Below are 17721 nucleotides of genomic sequence, written 5' to 3'. Positions count from 1 at the left end.
CCTGCGCCCTGCTTGATTTTTATACCATTTTATTAAATTCCTTGCGCAAACGCTTAATAATTCTTTTTTCCAGGCGGGAAATATAGGACTGGGAAATGCCGAGCAAATCAGCAACATCCTTTTGCGTTTTTTCCTCGCCGTCCGCTAATCCGAAGCGCAGCTCCATAATAATCCGCTCCCTTTCGGACAGCTTATCCAGCGCCTTGTGAAGCAGCTTGCGGTCAACCTGCTCCTCGATATTGCGGTAAATCGTATCATTCTCCGTACCGAGCACATCAGACAGCAGAAGCTCGTTGCCATCCCAATCGATGTTAAGCGGCTCGTCAAAAGAAACCTCCGTACGCGTCTTGCTGTTGCGGCGCAAATACATCAAAATTTCGTTCTCGATACATCGAGATGCGTAGGTTGCGAGCTTGATTTTTTTCTCCGGGTCAAACGTATTAACCGCTTTAATCAGGCCGATCGCCCCAATGGAGACGAGGTCCTCGATATGAATGCCAGTATTCTCGAACTTGCGCGCAATATATACGACCAGTCGCAGATTGCGTTCGATCAGCATCGCACGAATCGCCGAGTCTCCAGATGGCAGCTTATCCAGCAAATACTCTTCTTCCTCGCGGGTCAAGGGCGGCGGGAGCGCCTCGCTGCCGCCGATATAGTAAATCTGTTCACCTTTTAATCCGAATAAAATCAAAACTCTATAATAATATAACTGCAGGACTAATTTCCATTTGACGAGCATCCGGCCCATCCCTCCCCGGTAAGTTGTAGGTTTCTCATGCAACAATCGATCATTGGTTGTTCTGAACGAGAGTCGGATGGATAATCGCTTGATAAGCGCTGTCTGCCGTAAGCTTGCCGCCATCTAAACCAACGAGCACCTTCTTGTTGACAAACACCTGTCCTTCCCGCTCGATCCGAACAAAATCCGGCTTCAAAGCGAGCATAAATTGCGACCCGCGGTTTACTCCCCGATAGGGAACGAGCCTCAATTTGTCCTGCCATTCAAAATGCTCCCCGCCCAGTCCTGCTACCAGCCGATCTACCTGCTCCTCCCGGATGCACTGCAGCCATGATGGCGGCAGCTGTTCCGACCAGAGCGAGGCCTCCACGACCATAACCGGCGTTCGAGTCAGCGGATCATACAATTGATTGCCGGTATCGACCAGTCCGATGCATCGCTGTTCCAGCTCATCGATACAGATCGTCACTTCAGCTAGATGAGTTTGCACCAGCTCCCTTTCCCGGCGCTGCGTCAACACGGTGCGGTATATATACAGACCGATACAAAACGCTGCCAACAAATAGATGAAACCCATTTTTAATTCAACCTGCATGCCGCCTTTAATGAAATTGACGGTTCGCCATACCTCGCCCGAGCCTTGCATCAACAAATAATGAATGCCGATAATCGCCCCGGCTGCTACGAAATTAACTGTGTAGAAGGCTGCGATATTTCGTAAAAAATGCTGCAGCGAGACGAAACGGAAAGCGACCCACAACATGAGCAGCGAGACGGATACCTTCACAAGAAGCGTAAACAGAAACGACAGCTGCGGGTACAGCATCATAACAACGTAACTGGCGCCAATAGCCGACGCTGACAGCACCCGCCACGGGCTCGCTCTCATATGACGTACCCAAGCCGTCGTCAACAGCAGGCTGCCGTCCACTAGCAGCTCTCGCAAAAACATTACATCGACATAAACAGCCACGGCGTCACCTTCCTGCGATTCCGGCCGCTAGCGAATGGCCGGCACCCGGAGAGAACGATTGACATCAGTATATTCAAATCCTATTTCAAAGTCTGTCTAATCATGACGAGATGATAGAACTTTTTTTGTCGATCCTCCATATAAAAAACGGCATAGATTAACATCGTCAGCATCATCGTCTCTACTCTGATCCGACAGTTTCCTAATCGATAAGAGATGAGATACCTTCCGTGAAATAGTGAAAGGCTGCGAAAATAATAGCGGTATGCCCGCTTGGAGCACTTCTGCAGATTCGTGCAGAATGGTAATCGACGCCAGGAAGGGGCGCGTTATTGCCGAACTTAGACGGAGAGACGATGCGTGTTATGTCGATTGGGAGAGGGAAGATTGAACGAAGAATGTGAGAAAGCGCAGTGTATCTCAAAATGACTGCTAGTCTTGTGCAATGCAGCGCAAACTGCAGCCATCAGTCCGCTGCTTGGTGACTCGCAATACAGCGAACTATATATCCCTGCCTGGTGACGCAATATGGACAAACTGATGCGCTTATTCCACTGCTTGGTGACTCGCAGTACACAAGCCGCTGCGCTGAGTTACACTAACCGGAGGTATGCAAAGCTGTATAACCTGATAGGCCATGTTCCACTGTATCCTCGCGCACAAAGCCGCACAGGTTGATATGCTCAGTTGCCTTGTTAATGTTGCTTCTAACGGCTCGGAATTGCGAGGTAACTTACGAGGAGGTCTAACCGGTACATAATTTCGCTATACGCGAAGTTTTTTCTTTATCTTCGGCTCAAAAGCTAGATTTGTGAGTCATAAGGTAAGAAAGTTCATACTGGAGGAACTCTATTTCTTAATAGGGATGTACTTATTCGGCGGAATCGAGCTAATTGGAGTTGTCTGGCACATGAATAAAGAAAATTCGGCAGTTATTAGCGAAATTTATGTTCATCCAAGGCTCGATGGCAACGCTTTATGTTGACCAAGTGTCAATGGCGAGGCTGCTTGCCCAGCTAGCTAACGATGAAAAACAAAAAAGACGCCTTCCACCCAATGGATGGCGAGACGTCTAATTCATAGTGTATTCAAGCTGAGACAGCTCCTATTCGCCGCCTAGCGGTCGTTGCGAGGGCGATTGCGCAAGAAGGCAGGAATTTCAAGCTGATCGCTCGAAGTGTTCGAGCCAAACGGCTTTACGTTGTTCGCAGAAGTCGAAGGCTGCGAGCTTGCCTGACGCGATTCAGGCTCCGCTTGCGGAGAAGCTGCACGGCGTACTGCCGCCGATGGCTTATGTTCAAAGCCGGTAGCGATAACCGTTACTTTAATCTCATCCTTCAGCTCTTCGTCAATGATCGCACCGAAGATCATATTTACTTCCGGATCGGAAGCCGAAATAACGATCTCAGCCGCTTCATTGACTTCGTACAGGGACAAGTTGCTGCCGCCTGTAATATTCATAATGACGCCGCGTGCGCCATCGATGGATGTTTCCAGGAGCGGGCTCATAATCGCTTTTTTCGCCGCTTCCGCTGCGCGGTTCTCACCAGTTGCGATACCGATACCCATCAGGGCGGAGCCGCGCTCCGTCATGATTGTTTTCACATCGGCAAAGTCGAGGTTGATCAGACCAGGAACTTGAATCAAGTCAGAAATACCCTGTACGGCTTGACGAAGCACGTTATCCGCTTCGCGGAATGCTTCCAGCATCGGGGTTTTCTTATCGACGATTTCAAGCAAGCGGTCATTCGGTATAACGATCAGCGTGTCGACTTTTTCCTTCAACGCTTCAATGCCGAGCTCCGCTTGAGCGGAACGCTTGCGGCCTTCGAAGGTGAACGGACGAGTCACGACACCAACGGTCAAAGCGCCGCATTCGCGGGCGATTTCCGCGATAACAGGCGCAGCGCCTGTACCGGTGCCGCCGCCCATACCAGCTGTTACGAATACCATATCCGAGCCCTTCAGCTGGCTGATGACAAGCTCACGGGATTCTTCAGCCGCTTTCTTGCCAACCTCCGGATTTGCGCCAGCGCCCAAGCCGCGAGTCAGCTTATCGCCGATTTGCAGCTTATGCTCCGATTTTGCCAGATTCAGCGCTTGAGCATCCGTATTAACCGTTATAAATTCGACGCCCTTGACGCCGTTCTCGATCATTCGATTTACGGCATTGCTTCCGCCGCCGCCAACACCTATTACTTTGATTTGGGCAAGCTGCTCCAAATCCAAATCGAACTCCAACATCATCATTTCCCCCGATCAAATAAATTCGTTAAACATGCTTTTTATCCGTTCGAACATACCGGGTTTGGATGAAGCGGTGGAACCCGTCTTGCTTTTAGTCGTTTTCTTCACTGTACTTGATCCACGTGCTCCCATATATTTCGAGACGTATTGAATCATACCTACCCCGCTGCTGAAAGCCGGGTCGCGAACGCCAATATAATCCGGCAACGCGATGCGAACGGTAGACTCCAATTCAGCTTGTGCCAGCGCAAGCGTGCCTGGCATCGATACCGAGCCGCCTGTCAGCACATAGCCGTTCACTTTATCGCCATAGCCAAGACGGACAACTTCCTGCCGTACCAGCTGGAAAATCTCCTGCATGCGCGGTTCAATAATGCTCGCCAAATCGACCTGGGAAAATTCCTTCTCCAGGTTGCTGCCCATGCGCGTCACTTTGAACTTCACGTCCTCAGCGGAATCGCTCACAAATGCACAGCCGTATTTCAGTTTGATCTTCTCCGCTTGATCGGTTTGCGTACGCAAACCGTAAGCAATGTCGTTCGTCACATATTCGCCGCCAATCGGCAGCGTAGCAGTGGCCGCAAGTCCGCCCTGCTCATAGATCGTAATCGTCGTCGATCCTGCACCGATATCAGTCAATACTGTACCGATCGTCTTCTCGTCCTTCGTCAGCGACATGACACCCGACGCAAGCGACATAAGAATGACGTTTTTAATCCGCAGACCGGCCTTTTCCACGCATCTCATTAAATTATGTATGGCCGTTTTCGCACCGGTTACAACGGTCGCTTCCACTTCCAGACGTACGCCGATCATGCCGCGCGGATCAGAAATGCCTTCAAGTCCGTCGACCAAAAATTGCTTCGGAACCAAATTAATAATCTCTCGCTCAGGTGGCAACGCGACCACTTTAGCTGCCTGAACGACGCGTTCGATATCTTCTTCGCCTATTTCGCGATCCTCATTGGATACGGCAACGACGCCACGATTTGTCTGCAGGCCAATATGATTGCCTTGAATGCCGACATAAACGTCTGATATTTGAATGCCTACCATTCGCTCCGCATGCTCTACGGCATTGCGTATCGATTGAACGGTCTGGTCAATATCTACAATTGCTCCTTTGCGAATACCCTCCGAGTCGGCAGATCCAACTCCAATAATATTAATGGCTCCATTGTTAATCTCGCCAATAATAGCACGAACTTTGGATGTACCGATGTCCAAACTGACGATGATGTCGTTGCTGCTCAACCCGCGGCACCTCCGTTTCAACAAATAAAATTTAGCCTCAAATAGATGGCCTAGCCTAAACGTCTTTCTACATATTCAACGTAGTTGATATTTTCCCTCTTTTTTCAACAAAATTTTCATAACTCTTATTTTAATGCCCGAAAAGCGCATTCATAGCGCTCCTCGATCCCATTGGTGTCAAGTCTGTCATTAAAATGATTGACAACTAAAATTCTACCATTCTTTGAAGCTATTGAGTAGTCTATTTTTGATCTGTTTCCATATTTTCAGTAGAGTTTCCATCAAACGGAACATATGTGTCCGCCAAAAGCATCGTGATCTTGCCTGGCTCCTGCGTCTCAATGACTGCATTCAGTGCCTCGATTTTGCTTTCCAGAACAGAAATCGATGTCACGACCTCAAATTTGGTTCTCGTATAAATTTTGATCCGGTCGGGATACGCCTTGGACGGGTACGGAATAATTTCGGATAAATCGGAAAGCTGCTTGGCCGAAATTTTGCCCAGCTGCTTAGTCAGATCCATACGGAACGGATCGTCCTTCGCCCAACCCGACAGCACAGGCTTGTCCAGCAGCACATCATTGCTGATTGCCGTTACGCTCGTACCATTGGACATAATCGCGGTCATATTTCCTTCCGTGCCGATTTCGAACGCGACTACCGGATGCTCTTTCACCAAGATTTTCACAGCACCTGGAAAACGCTTCTCCACAGTTACTTCATCAATCGGCTTCAAAGCGCGAACCCGGTTTTCAATTCTTTCCTTCGAAACGCCGAAAAAAGCTTCGCCCACTTCAATATCAGCAGCTTGCTCGACTTCAGCAATGGTTGCATATTGTGCCCCGGCAACTTCAATCGATGAAATTTTGCTAATCGAAGAATTGAAGAACAAGACGGCCAAGATGACCACAAAAAGCAATAAAAGAACAGACAGCAGCTTTCGGCTGCCTTTTTTCGGGCGTTCCGGTTGTTTCAGCACAGGCATCTGAACACTCACAGCTTGTCCCTTCTTTCCATAAAAACATCCGGTCCCCCAGCTTGGCGGGATCCGGTATATGATCATTTCGAAAACTAGTTCGTAAGATTGTTAGGTACCGGGGAATTCCGGGTAATTCTTGCTCCAAGCCGGGATAACATAGACTCAATACGATCGTAGCCGCGGTCGATATGATGAATCTGCTCCACAACCGTCTTGCCGTTCGCAGCCAATCCTGCGATGACAAGCGCAGCTCCCGCTCTCAAGTCCGTCGCTTCGACGGTGGCACCGTACAACCGGGGAACTCCGCGAATAATCGCTGCGTTGAGATCCACCCGAATATCAGCGCCCATCCGGTTCAATTCGTCGACATGCTTCAGCCGGCCCTCAAAGATCGTTTCCTTCAGGATGCTGACGCCGTCGGCAAGAGTCAAGAGCACCATGACCTGAGACTGAAGATCGGTCGGAAATGCAGGATACGGAGAGGTAACAATCCGTTCGACCGCTTTCGGTCTTGACGCACTGCCTACTTTAATTATATCACCGTCTACGACAATTTGAACACCTGCGCGCCGAAGCACATGAATTAAAGAAGTCAAATGCGCCGGATTCGTGTTTTGCAGCGTTACCTGACCGCGTGTAGCCGCTGCGGCCACCATGATCGTACCGGCAACGATTCGATCGGGAATAACCTTATACCTGCATGGCTTAAGCGACTGTACCCCTTCGATCGTAATCGTATCTGTGCCGGCCCCGATAATTTTCGCGCCCATCGTGTTCAGAAAACGCTGCAAATCTTGAATTTCCGGCTCTCTCGCAGCGTTGCTGATCGTCGTCCTTCCTTCAGCCAGCACGGCAGCCATCATAATGTTCTCCGTCGCACCCACGCTCGGGAAGCTCAAATGAATGTCAGCGCCGTACAGTTTATCCGCTCTGCAAATAATTCGATTGCCCAATTCCTCAATCTCAGCGCCAAGCGCCTCAAGCCCTTGCAAATGAAGATCGATTTTTCGTTCGCCAATTGCGCAGCCGCCGGGTTGATATACCTGAACTTCTCCGAATCTTGCCAGCAATGGACCCATTAAAAAAATAGAAGATCGCATCTGTCCCATTAACGACTCCGGCACATGAGAGGTATGAGCGGCTTCCGTATCCAATACGACCGTATCCCCACTATGCTCGGCGCGGCATCCTAATTCGCGCAAAATGTTAAGCATGACCTCGATATCCAGCAGCTTAGGCACATGATCAATCGTCGTTGTGCCATCCGCCAGCAGACTGGCTGCCAATATCGGCAAAGCGGCATTTTTCGCTCCTTGGATAACAATGGATCCTGAGAGTGGTTTCCCGCCTTCAATCACCAATTTGTCCAATGTATCACCTCCGAATTACCGCTCACCCACCACCAATACTTCCGGTATTAACGAAACGCCGTACCGGTCCTGAATCGTTACTTGGATATGTGACATGAGGGTGAGAACATCTTCAGCTGTCGCTTGCCCGGTATTGATGATGAAATTCGAATGCAGCTCCGAAACTTCCGCTCCCCCAAAACGAGCCCCTTTCAATCCGGCCGCTTCAATTAATCTAGCGGCATGATCGCCAGTCGGATTGCGGAAAACGCTGCCGCAGCAAGGCAATTGCAGAGGCTGTGTACGCAGCCGTCTTTCCTTGTGCTCTGCCAGCGCTGCAGAAATTGCCAGCCGGTCGCCTGGGGCAAGCTCAAAGGCCGCTTCAAGAACCAGCCCTTTCTTCTCATGAAGAATGGAGTGACGGTAGGCAAACTGCATTTCCTCGCGTTCGTAACGAATAACTTCACCTGTTTCCGTTACTACTTCAGCTGATCTAAAAATACGTGATACATCGGATCCGTGCGCGCCTGCGTTCATGTAGACGGCTCCGCCTACCGTGCCGGGAATGCCCCCTGCAAATTCCAGTCCGCTAAGCCCTTCCTTGCTGGCCATTACGGCAAGCTTAATAAAGGAATAACCTGCTCCAGCATGAACAAGATTTCCGTCAAAGCGCACATAATCGAGTCCGTCGCGGGGTTTAATGACAACGCCGCGAATTCCTTTGTCGCTCACCAGCATGTTGGAGCCGCGGCCTAAAGAGGTCCACGGAATGCCATGCTTATGAAGCAAGCGGATGGCCGACACGAGTTCGTCTTTTCCTGCCGGGATCAGCATCAGATCGGCGGGACCGCCGATTTTCCACGTTGTATGTTTGGCCAGCGGCTCATCGAATAGCAGTTGGCCTAAACCGGCTTTTTCCAGCTCGGCTATAAATGTTTTCATGGGGTCGTACCTCCTTATGCTTCCTTGATGAAGGATGGATTTCGCTGCCGCTTCTGCGGCGTGAATGCCGCTGAATACGGGCTGCGTATACAGTAACCGGGCCCGAACGGGTGATGGTCACGATTTATAGAGTATCCTATGCCCAGCGCAGCCCGAGTGTGACAGCAGCCCATCCCTTCGCTCCCCTTGCGGAAAGCGGTCTTTCATTTCATTAATCTTTCTGGCATGGCCGATATAATTGGCTCTATAAGTTTCAGCAGCATGAAGCTGCGGCTATGCGTATGGATGTGTCTGCGGTTACAAACACAAAATGGGCGTCATGAACGCCCAAACCGGACACGCTGCCGCCCAAGGGCGGCGAATCGGCGCGGGTCCGTATCGAATAAAGCATAAACAAGACTCTACCATTTTATCTGGCATTGAAGCTTATGTCGACCATGGATGTGTATTGCTTCGTATTGCTTCATCTGGAGTAGCGTGAAATATTGAGCAAAATGCCTAGCGCCGTCAGAAGCAGCGTCAGCGATGAGCCGCCGTAGCTCACTAATGGAAGCGTAATGCCCGTTACAGGCATCGCGCCAATAACAACGCCGATATTGATCAGTACCTGTACACCGACGATGCCGGTAATGCCGACCGCCAGCAAGCTTCCGAACGTATCCGGCGCAGCGATTGCTGTCCGGATGCCCCGCCATACAAGAATAGCGAACAGCGTAATTAACGCCGCACCGCCGATAAAACCAAGCTCCTCTGAGAGAATGGAGAAAATAAAGTCAGTTTGCGGCTCCGGGAGATAGCTGAACTTCTGCCGGCTCATGCCAAGCCCCAGTCCTACCAGTCCTCCCGGGCCGATTGCATATAAGGATTGAATAATTTGATAGCCTTTGCCGAGCGGGTCCGACCACGGGTCCAAAAAGCCGGTAATCCGGTCAAGCCGGTAAGGCTCGGCAATAATGAGGCCAACAAGGCCAACGACACCAATCAGCGCAAGTGAACCCAAATGGCTGATTCTAGCCCCTGCCGTAAAGATGAGCAGCAGCGAAGCGCCAACCATAACGGCTCCCGAGCCGAGATCCGGCTGCAGCATGATTAGCCCGAAGGCTAGTCCCATCAAACCAAGCGGCGGAAGCAGTCCTCTCGTGAACAGCGTAATCGTCTGCTGCTTCTCCGCCAGCCATTTGGCCAGAAACAGCACCATCGCGAGCTTCATAAATTCCGAAGGCTGAATGCCGAAGGAGCTGATGCCGAGCCAGCTTCGCGCTCCGCCGCGTACGACGCCAATTCCGGGTATAAGTACGATGACAAGCAGCACGAAGCAGACGATCAGCGCGAGTTTGCCCCACTTTTTCCAAATTTGATAATTCGCATTCATCGTAAAGATCAAAGCACCAATGCCTAATAGAGCAAAGATAAACTGACGCTTCACATAGTAGAACTTATCGCCGAACTCATGGAAAGCGAGGACGGCGCTCGCGCTGTATACAATCACCAATCCAATGGAGAGAATGAGCGCAATCGAGATTATCATCCAGATGTCCGGGGCGGACCTGCCTTTGGCCATATTCAACACACCTCTTAGCTTGCGTAAGTAGGGACGAGCCCCCTACTTACAAGGTATGCGCCGAATCTTTAAAAATGCGCCCGCGCTGCTCATAGGATTCAAACATATCCCAGCTTGCGCATGCAGGCGACAGCAATACGATATCACCTGGCTCGGCAAGCAGAGCTGCTTGCCGCACAGCTTCCCGCAGTGTGGACTCGGCGTCCTCTACAGGTTCGACCATTCGGACACTCGCTAAACCCGCGAGCTCTGCTACAGCGGCTAGCTTCGCTCTCGTCTCGCCAAGCACGACCAGACCCTTCAGCCGGTCGCGAAACAGCGGCAGCAGCTCCATATAATCGGAGCCGCGGTCAAGTCCTCCCGCGATGAGCACAATTGGCGCGCTGAGCGAGCCAACGGACATCGTGGTTGCGATCGGATTCGTCGCTTTGGAGTCGTTATAGTATTTCACGCCGTTCACCTCGGCAGCGTACTCCAGGCGGTGTTCTACGCCCCTGAAGCCGCGCAGGGCGGCAGCAAGCGCTTGCGGGTCTGCGCCTGCGCTTAGACACGCAGCAATCGCAGCTAAAGCGTTAGCCGCGTTGTGACGGCCCGGTATGCCAAGCTCATCCACTGGCAAAATAACCGTCTCCGCGCCATCCTCACGTCGCCATACGATTTCTCTAGCTACAGCATCGTTCTCTGCGTCTGCATCTTTCGTAAATGGCGGCTCTACGCAAACGCCTTGCTCGAGCTTCTCATATAACGAGAACGGCAATACACGGCCCTTCACGCGAGCAGCAATTCCGCGGCACACGGGATCATCCCAGTTCAGCACAGCAACGTCATCGCTGCTCTGATTGGCAAACAGCTTTTCCTTCGATGCGACGTAGTCTTCCATGCCGCCGTGATAGTCCAGATGGGTTTCTGCGATATTGAGCAGCAGCGCCACCTTCGGACGGAAAGCGCCAGTCCCTTTCAATTGAAAGCTGCTAAGCTCGGCGACAATCCAGTCATCGGCGCTTGCAACGAGGGCCGCTTCACAAAGCGGTGTACCGATGTTGCCGGCGATGATCGGGTTTTTGCCCGCCGCTTTAAGCAGTTCGCCGATCCAGGTTGTCGTCGTCGTCTTGCCGTTAGAGCCGGTAATGCCGATAATCGGCGCAGGCGACAGCCAATAGGCGACCTCTACCTCGGTTACGACTTCTACGCCAAGCTCCTCCGCGCGGCGGATCGGGTCAGCGGTATAAGGGATGCCCGGATTTTTGACAAGCAGCGCCGTTTGCTCCGTGACAAGATCGTCCGGGTGATATCCGCATAGCACAGAAATGCCCAAAGCAGTCAGTTCATCCGCTTCGGGGCATAATTCACGTTCTTTTTTATCGTTGACAACAACGTCCGCTCCGAGGGCATGGAATACCTTTGCCACACTAACGCCGCTTCTGGCTAGGCCCAGTACGACCACCTTGCGGCCCCGGTAAGATTCCGGATGGTTCATCATTCAGCAGCTCCTTTTTGTATGTAGAAAAGCTAAAATGCATGGCTTTGTCCTCTGCATATTTATATATAGATGATACCTAATAAAAAGCATTAAGGACAACAAAATGTATGTTCGCATTTTGTTGTCCTGCATATTTGTGTGATGCTGCTGCTAGAATACGCGTGCGAGCGCCAGTCCCACAAGGGCGAATAAAAGTCCAACGGTCCAAAAAACAGAGACAACCCGCCACTCGGACCAGCCCGACAGCTCGAAATGATGATGAATCGGACTCATTTTGAAAATACGCTTGCCGCGAAGCTTGAATGAGCCGACTTGCAGGATGACAGACAGCATCTCCAGTACGAACACGCCGCCTATGACGATGAGCAGCAGCTCCGCCTTGGCCAGAATGGCAACCGCCGCGATGCCACCGCCGATACCAAGCGACCCTGCATCCCCCATAAACACCTTCGCCGGATGGGCGTTGAAGACGAGGAAGCCGAGCACTGCTCCGATCATCGCTGCGGAGAAAATCGCCGATTCATGCGCCGAAGCCTGAAGCGCAACTAGCGTAAATGCGCCAAAGGCGATAGCGCTCGTCCCCGACAGCAGGCCGTCCAGCCCGTCGGTAAAGTTGACCGCGTTGCTCGCGGCAAACATGATGATAACGACGAAAGGATAATAGAACCAGCCCATGTCAAAGCCCCAGCCAGTCAATGGTACGGATACGACCGTGCTATGATTCATATTGTACAATTGCGCGCATACGATGATGGAGAATAGCAGCTGGCCGAACAGCTTTTGACGGGCCGTCAGTCCAAGCGACCGTTTAAATACGATTTTAATATAATCGTCTAGAAAACCAACAAGTCCAAAGCCGATGGAGGCTGTCAGAAGCACCCAAAACTCAGGTGTCTTATCCGAAAATTTCAGAAAAGAAATGAGCAGCGCCAGCATAATGATAATGCCGCCCATCGTAGGCGTTCCGCTTTTTTTCAAATGGCTTTGCGGGCCATCCGTCCTGATTTGCTGTCCGAACTTCATCCGTCTGAGCAGAGGAATGAATAATGGTCCGAGCAGTAACGCTAGCAGAAATGATGCGCCTAATGAAAATAAAATGACCATCATATCCATTTCCTCACCCCACTTCCAAAGTTTGAACGATTTGTTCCATTCTCATGCCCCTGGACCCTTTGACGAGCACCAGATCGCCAGGTTCCAGCCGAGCCTTCAGCCACTGTGCAAGTTCATCTTTATCCGCAAAATGAGCGACAGAATCGGCTCCGAGAGCCGCTTTCGCTCCCTCTGCCGTCCGCTCCGACAGCTTGCCGAGCGTCAGCACCGCATCCGCCTTCTCCGGTGTAACATAAGCGCCTGCCTCGTAATGAAGCGACTCCTCCTCCGGACCCAGCTCCAGCATATCGCCGAGCACGATCCATTTCTTCCGGAAGCCTTCCAGCTTCTCTACCAGATCGATAGCGGCCCGTACGGCCGTCGGATTCGCATTGTAGGCGTCATTGAGAATCATCGCCCCATTATACGCTCGAACCGGCTGAATGCGCATCCCGGTCAGCGCAAGCCCGGCCAAGCCGGTACGAAGCTGCTCGCTAGATACGCCAAGACGGCGTCCAATTGCAATCGCAGCAAGCGCATTGCTCACATTATGCTGGCCCGGCACCGGAATTGCATATGGCGCATCGGAAGCTTCCCCTTGACGAATGACCGTAAAGGAGGACGATACGGCACCTATATCAATATTCGCAGCCGACCAGTCATTTGTGTCCTCCAGCCCGAAAGTTTGCAGCTCAAGCCCTTCAGGAAGCTCCATCGTTGCAAGCTCTGCCTTAAGGAGCGGCTCGTCGCCGTTGTACAGCAGCAGGCCGCGTGATTGCAGCCCCTGCACAATTTCCAGCTTCGCTTTTGCGATTCCTTCGCGGGAGCCAAGCTGAAGCAGATGGGCATCGCCAATATTCGTAATGATTGCAATATCTGGACGGGCAATGTTCGTCAGCAGCTCAATTTCGCCGAATCCGCTCATTCCCATCTCCAGAACGGCGCAATCCGTCTCTTCATCCAATTGAAGTACAGTCAGCGGCAAGCCGATATGATTGTTCAGATTGCCTTCTGTCTTATGAACGCGATATGACGTGCCAAGTGCGGCAGCTACCATATCCTTCGTCGTCGTTTTGCCATTGCTTCCGGTAATGCCGATTACCCGCACGTACAGCTCTTCCCGGTAAGAGGAGGCAAGCTGCTGCAGCGCCTTGAGCGTATCCCGCACTTTAAGCAGCGGAGCGTCGGCTAAAGCCTCCGGCACCTCGCGCCCCGATTGCCACATTGCAGCTGCAGCTCCGTCTTTCAACGCCTGCTCCACAAATTGATGGCCGTCAAAATTATCGCCAACGAGCGGAATGAACAGCTGTCCAGCTTGAACACGCCGCGAATCGGTCCCAACGCCTGCAATACGGACGTCGGCATCCTTCTTATTCCATTTGGCACCGCACATGCCGGCTATTTGCTCCAAATTTCGATTAATCAATGTAGTAATCCCCTTATCGCTTCTTTCGCCACGAGACGATCGTCGAAATCATGTGTTACGCTTCCGATGATTTGATACGTTTCATGACCTTTCCCCGCAATCAATACTACATCGCCGGGGCTTGCCATTTCAACCGCTTTTTCAATTGCCGCGCGGCGGTCGACCTGCAGCTCATAACGGTCTGGTGCCACTTTGTCGGCAATGAGGGCCGCTTCAATATCTTTAAGTATAAGTGCAGGATCCTCAGTTCGCGGATTATCAGAAGTAACGAGAACATAATCAGCATATTTGGCAGCAATCGACCCCATAAGCGGACGCTTGGTCTTATCGCGGTCTCCGCCGCAGCCGAACACGCAGATGATGCGCGGCGGAGCAAGCTCCTTTACTGCCCGCAGTACGTTTTCCAAGCCGTCGGGCGTATGGGCATAATCGACGATAACGGCAAAGCTTTGACCCGCTTGCACCGATTCTACCCGCCCTGGCACGCCAGGAACAGCTTCAAGACTCGTCTTCACCTGCTCCAGAGGCACACCTTCTATTAAAGCGGCAGAAATGGCAGCCAGCGCGTTGTAGACGTTGAACTTGCCGACCATCTGCAGCGTAATATCCGCATCGCCGCGGAAGGTGCTCACATGGAATGAGGTTCCCTGCGCTGTAATAGAAATGCCGGAGGCACGCACATCTGCATCATTATCGATACCGTAAGTGATGACCTCGGCTGCTGTCATTTTAATAAATTCATTGGAGGCCGCATCGTCAACGTTGAGAACTGCGAAGGAGCGGTCCTGCTCCCGCGCCGGATATTCATTGCCCAGCCGTGAGAAAAAAAGTCCTTTGGCCGCTGCATATTTTTCCATCGTGCCATGATAGTCAAGATGATCCTGCGTCAGGTTCGTAAAGACGGCTGTACGGAACCGGCAGCCCTTTACCCGCCCTTGATCCAGCGCATGAGAGGATACCTCGATCGCGCTATGGGTCGTCCCCGCGTCGCGCATATCCGCCAAATAGCGCTGCAGCTGCAGCGCTTCAGGCGTCGTGCCCGACATTGGGATCGACTTGCCCGCATATCGCATTTCTACCGTACCGATAACGCCTGCGCTTTTGCCATTGTCATTCAATATTTGTTCGATCAAATAAGTTGTCGTCGTCTTGCCATTCGTACCTGTAACGCCAATCAAGCTAAGCGAACGGCTGGGATGGCCGTAGAAATGATCAGCCAGAACGGCCATCGCAACCCGGCTGTCCTTGACGATCAGCTGAGGCGCATCGATATCAAGCTTGCGCTCGGTGACGAAAGCAGCAGCCCCGCTTTCGAAAGCCTGAGGTGCATAATCGTGCCCGTCGACCGTATGGCCGGGCAGGCAAATAAACAAGTCGCCCTTCTGGACGCTGCGGGAATTTGTCTCCAATCCCGATATTTCGGTGTCTCCGGCGCCAACAAGCCGGGACGTTATGAGAAGTTCAGCCAATTCACTCAATAGCATGCTGCATGCCTCCTAGTCATATTGCTTCAACTACCATTATAGTCAATGGGAATGGGATATATCATCCTCATCGCCCAAATAAATCCGTATCGTCGAGCCGCGGTCTACACGCGCTCCCGCGGCCGGTGCCTGACGGATGACGGTATTGCCGGACCCTGCGGACGTCAGATTGAAATTCATATTCATATCTTCATAGATATCCGAGACGGTCTTGCCAACGAGATTCGGCACGGTTACAACCGGCGTCTCGCCCGGCTTATAATTACGGGTAATTTGCTTGTCTCTGGCAGGCACTTGAAGAATCGTCAGCGCGTCCTCCATAATGTTGCGAACGATCGGCGCCGCAACGACCCCGCCGAATTGAATGCCCTGCGGATTGTCGACGGCAACATAGACGACGATTTGCGGGTCATCCGCCGGCGCGAAGCCGATGAACGACACGATGTGCTCATTCGGCGAATAGCGGCCGTTGACGACTTTTTGCGCCGTACCGGTTTTGCCACCGACGCGGTAGCCGTCAATAAACGCATTGCGCCCGGTGCCTTTGGCTACAACGCTCTCCAGCGCCTCCCGGACTAGCTTGGATGTCTCCTCCGAAATGACCGTACGCACCGCCTCCGGCTCGGTTCGCTCGACGACCGCCCCCGTTTCGGGGTTGATCCAGCCCTTCGTCACATGCGGCTTATAAAGCGTGCCGCCGTTGACCGCTGCCGACACCGCGGTAATCTGCTGAATCGGTGTAACCGATACGCCTTGCCCGAAAGCTGTAGTTGCCAGCTCGACCGGACCAACTTGATTCATTTTGAACATAATGCCGTTCTCTTCGCCATTAATATCGATGCCGGTTTTTGTACCGAATCCGAAGTTTTTAATATAATTGAAAAGCTTGTCTTTGCCAAGCCTTTGCCCCAGCGTTACGAAGCCCGGATTGCAAGAATTTTCCACAACCTCAAGGAAGGTTTGGCTGCCGTGGCCGCCTTTTTTCCAGCACCGCAATCTCGCGCCGCCCACCTCTATCGCGCCTGGATCGAAAAATCTTTCATTTTTCAAATCGACTTTGTTCTCTTCAATAGCTGCGGCTAATGTAATAATTTTGAAAGTCGAACCGGGCTCGTAAGTCATCCAAATCGGCAAATTCCGGTTGTATACTTCCGCCGGCACCTCATTGTATTTATCCGGCTCAAAAGTCGGACGGCTTGCCATACCGAGCACCTCGCCGTTGTTCGGGTCCATTGCTATGGCAATGATATTGTCCGCCTGCAGCTGCGCCATCGCCTGATCCAGTTCACGCTCCATGACCGACTGAATTTGCTTGTCTATCGTCAGCTGCATCGTCAGCCCTTGTTTCGGCTCAACATATGTATCCGAAGAGTTCGGCATTTGACGGCCCTTCGCGTCGGACAAGAAAGACACATTCCCTTTGATGCCCGTCAGCATATCGTTATATTTCAGTTCTACGCCCGTAAGCCCCTGATTGTCAATACCGGTAAAGCCAAGGACATGCGCAGCCAAGTCTCCAAACGGGTAAAAGCGTTTGTTGTCCTCAGCCACAACGATGCCCGGAATCGCCAGTTCGCGCACCTGCTGCGCTTTCTCCAGCGTCATTTTCCGGCCGCCGGGCTTTAGTTGGACGAGCATCGTTTTTTTCTTGTTCAGCAGCTTTAAGAGGTCATCCTCCGTCATATCCAGAAATGGAGCGAGCGTCTTTGCCGCCGCAGGCTTGTCTTTGATCTGCACGGGAATAGCCCATACGGTAGGCGAACTGACGTTATACGCCAGCTTCGTGCCGTTCCGGTCCCAAATCTCGCCCCGCTTAGCCATATAAGGAATGTCCCGCCGCCAGGAATTTTCCGCTTTGGAAGCAAGCTGCTCCCCTTCCCACAACTGTACATATGCCAACCGCAGCACAAGCGCTGCGAAAGCAATAATCCCAACGATCAGCACTGCAAAAAGACGACGTCGCAATGTGACATTCGAAACTTTCATCGATCTATCCACTCCTCGGACTTATTGTCGCAGAGCGCGCACTGGCGCTCACTCCCAAACTATTCGGGACAAGGGTGCAATAGAACAAGCTTTATCGGCGCTGCGCGAATGCCGGCCCGTTCTGCCGTTCTTGGTTCCATGCAATCGCTGCTGCGATTGATGGAGTGAACCTGCGAAAAGTCAGAGCGGACTCGGCTTTCGCTTCG

13 protein-coding genes are annotated in these 17721 nt (G+C 52.0%); all 13 read right to left on the bottom strand.

The window, feature by feature from the left end:
- Positions 1-19 precede the first annotated feature (19 nt).
- Positions 20-742, bottom strand: coding sequence for an RNA polymerase sporulation sigma factor SigE (gene sigE, locus ACFVVF_RS23350; RefSeq protein WP_042159826.1), 723 nt, complete (start codon positions 740-742; stop codon positions 20-22).
- 49 nt (positions 743-791) lie between these two features.
- Entirely contained in the window at positions 792-1715 is a 924-nt protein-coding gene (spoIIGA, locus tag ACFVVF_RS23345; protein WP_387814789.1) for a sigma-E processing peptidase SpoIIGA, read from the bottom strand.
- A gap of 1116 nt (positions 1716-2831) precedes the next feature.
- Complete coding sequence (ftsZ, locus tag ACFVVF_RS23340; protein WP_387815081.1) at positions 2832-3959, bottom strand: cell division protein FtsZ; 1128 nt, start codon at positions 3957-3959, stop codon at positions 2832-2834.
- A 15-nt stretch (positions 3960-3974) separates the two neighbouring features.
- Positions 3975-5216 carry a cell division protein FtsA gene (gene ftsA, locus ACFVVF_RS23335; protein WP_387814787.1) on the bottom strand — a complete coding sequence of 414 codons (1242 nt, stop codon included), beginning with the start codon at positions 5214-5216 and terminating at the stop codon, positions 3975-3977.
- A gap of 241 nt (positions 5217-5457) precedes the next feature.
- The gene (locus ACFVVF_RS23330) at positions 5458-6213 is read right to left on the bottom strand and encodes a cell division protein FtsQ/DivIB (RefSeq protein WP_387814785.1); all 756 of its coding nucleotides are present in this window, start codon (positions 6211-6213) and stop codon (positions 5458-5460) included.
- Between the two features lie 74 nt (positions 6214-6287).
- Positions 6288-7565, bottom strand: coding sequence for a UDP-N-acetylglucosamine 1-carboxyvinyltransferase (gene murA / locus ACFVVF_RS23325; RefSeq protein WP_387814783.1), 1278 nt, complete (start codon positions 7563-7565; stop codon positions 6288-6290).
- Between the two features lie 15 nt (positions 7566-7580).
- A complete protein-coding gene (murB, locus tag ACFVVF_RS23320) occupies positions 7581-8486 on the bottom strand; it encodes a UDP-N-acetylmuramate dehydrogenase (RefSeq protein WP_387814781.1) in 906 nt (301 codons plus the stop codon).
- A gap of 463 nt (positions 8487-8949) precedes the next feature.
- Positions 8950-10047 carry a stage V sporulation protein E gene (gene spoVE / locus ACFVVF_RS23315; protein ID WP_387814779.1) on the bottom strand — a complete coding sequence of 366 codons (1098 nt, stop codon included), beginning with the start codon at positions 10045-10047 and terminating at the stop codon, positions 8950-8952.
- Between the two features lie 46 nt (positions 10048-10093).
- The gene (gene murD / locus ACFVVF_RS23310; protein ID WP_387815080.1) at positions 10094-11524 is read right to left on the bottom strand and encodes a UDP-N-acetylmuramoyl-L-alanine--D-glutamate ligase; all 1431 of its coding nucleotides are present in this window, start codon (positions 11522-11524) and stop codon (positions 10094-10096) included.
- Between the two features lie 153 nt (positions 11525-11677).
- The gene (gene mraY / locus ACFVVF_RS23305; RefSeq protein ID WP_387814777.1) at positions 11678-12640 is read right to left on the bottom strand and encodes a phospho-N-acetylmuramoyl-pentapeptide-transferase; all 963 of its coding nucleotides are present in this window, start codon (positions 12638-12640) and stop codon (positions 11678-11680) included.
- 4 nt (positions 12641-12644) lie between these two features.
- Positions 12645-14045 (bottom strand): UDP-N-acetylmuramoyl-tripeptide--D-alanyl-D-alanine ligase, encoded by a 1401-nt coding sequence (locus tag ACFVVF_RS23300; protein ID WP_387814775.1) that lies wholly within the window; start codon positions 14043-14045, stop codon positions 12645-12647.
- Positions 14042-15529 (bottom strand): UDP-N-acetylmuramoyl-L-alanyl-D-glutamate--2,6-diaminopimelate ligase, encoded by a 1488-nt coding sequence (locus ACFVVF_RS23295; RefSeq protein ID WP_387814773.1) that lies wholly within the window; start codon positions 15527-15529, stop codon positions 14042-14044. Before ACFVVF_RS23295 ends, ACFVVF_RS23300 begins: the two co-directional genes overlap by 4 nt.
- Before the next feature lie 42 nt (positions 15530-15571).
- Positions 15572-17515: a stage V sporulation protein D gene (locus tag ACFVVF_RS23290; protein ID WP_387814771.1), complete on the bottom strand. Its 1944-nt coding sequence runs from the start codon at positions 17513-17515 to the stop codon at positions 15572-15574.
- Positions 17516-17721 lie beyond the last annotated feature (206 nt).

This window comes from Paenibacillus sp. NPDC058174, from assembly GCF_042883865.1.
GTDB lineage: Bacteria > Bacillota > Bacilli > Paenibacillales > Paenibacillaceae > Pristimantibacillus.
This window is presented reverse-complemented; position numbering and strand designations above follow the sequence as displayed.

Bases quoted from the DNA above. Each gene is read 5' to 3' on its own strand.
- sigE (WP_042159826.1), bottom strand. From the start codon at position 742: ATGCTCGTCAAATGGAAATTAGTCCTGCAGTTATATTATTATAGAGTT.
- ftsZ (WP_387815081.1), bottom strand. From the start codon at position 3,959: ATGTTGGAGTTCGATTTGGATTTGGAGCAGCTTGCCCAAATCAAAGTA.
- murB (WP_387814781.1), bottom strand. From the start codon at position 8,486: ATGAAAACATTTATAGCCGAGCTGGAAAAAGCCGGTTTAGGCCAACTG.
- spoVE (WP_387814779.1), bottom strand. From the start codon at position 10,047: ATGGCCAAAGGCAGGTCCGCCCCGGACATCTGGATGATAATCTCGATT.
- murD (WP_387815080.1), bottom strand. From the start codon at position 11,524: ATGAACCATCCGGAATCTTACCGGGGCCGCAAGGTGGTCGTACTGGGC.
- mraY (WP_387814777.1), bottom strand. From the start codon at position 12,640: ATGGATATGATGGTCATTTTATTTTCATTAGGCGCATCATTTCTGCTA.
- ACFVVF_RS23295 (WP_387814773.1), bottom strand. From the start codon at position 15,529: ATGCTATTGAGTGAATTGGCTGAACTTCTCATAACGTCCCGGCTTGTT.
- ACFVVF_RS23290 (WP_387814771.1), bottom strand. From the start codon at position 17,515: ATGAAAGTTTCGAATGTCACATTGCGACGTCGTCTTTTTGCAGTGCTG.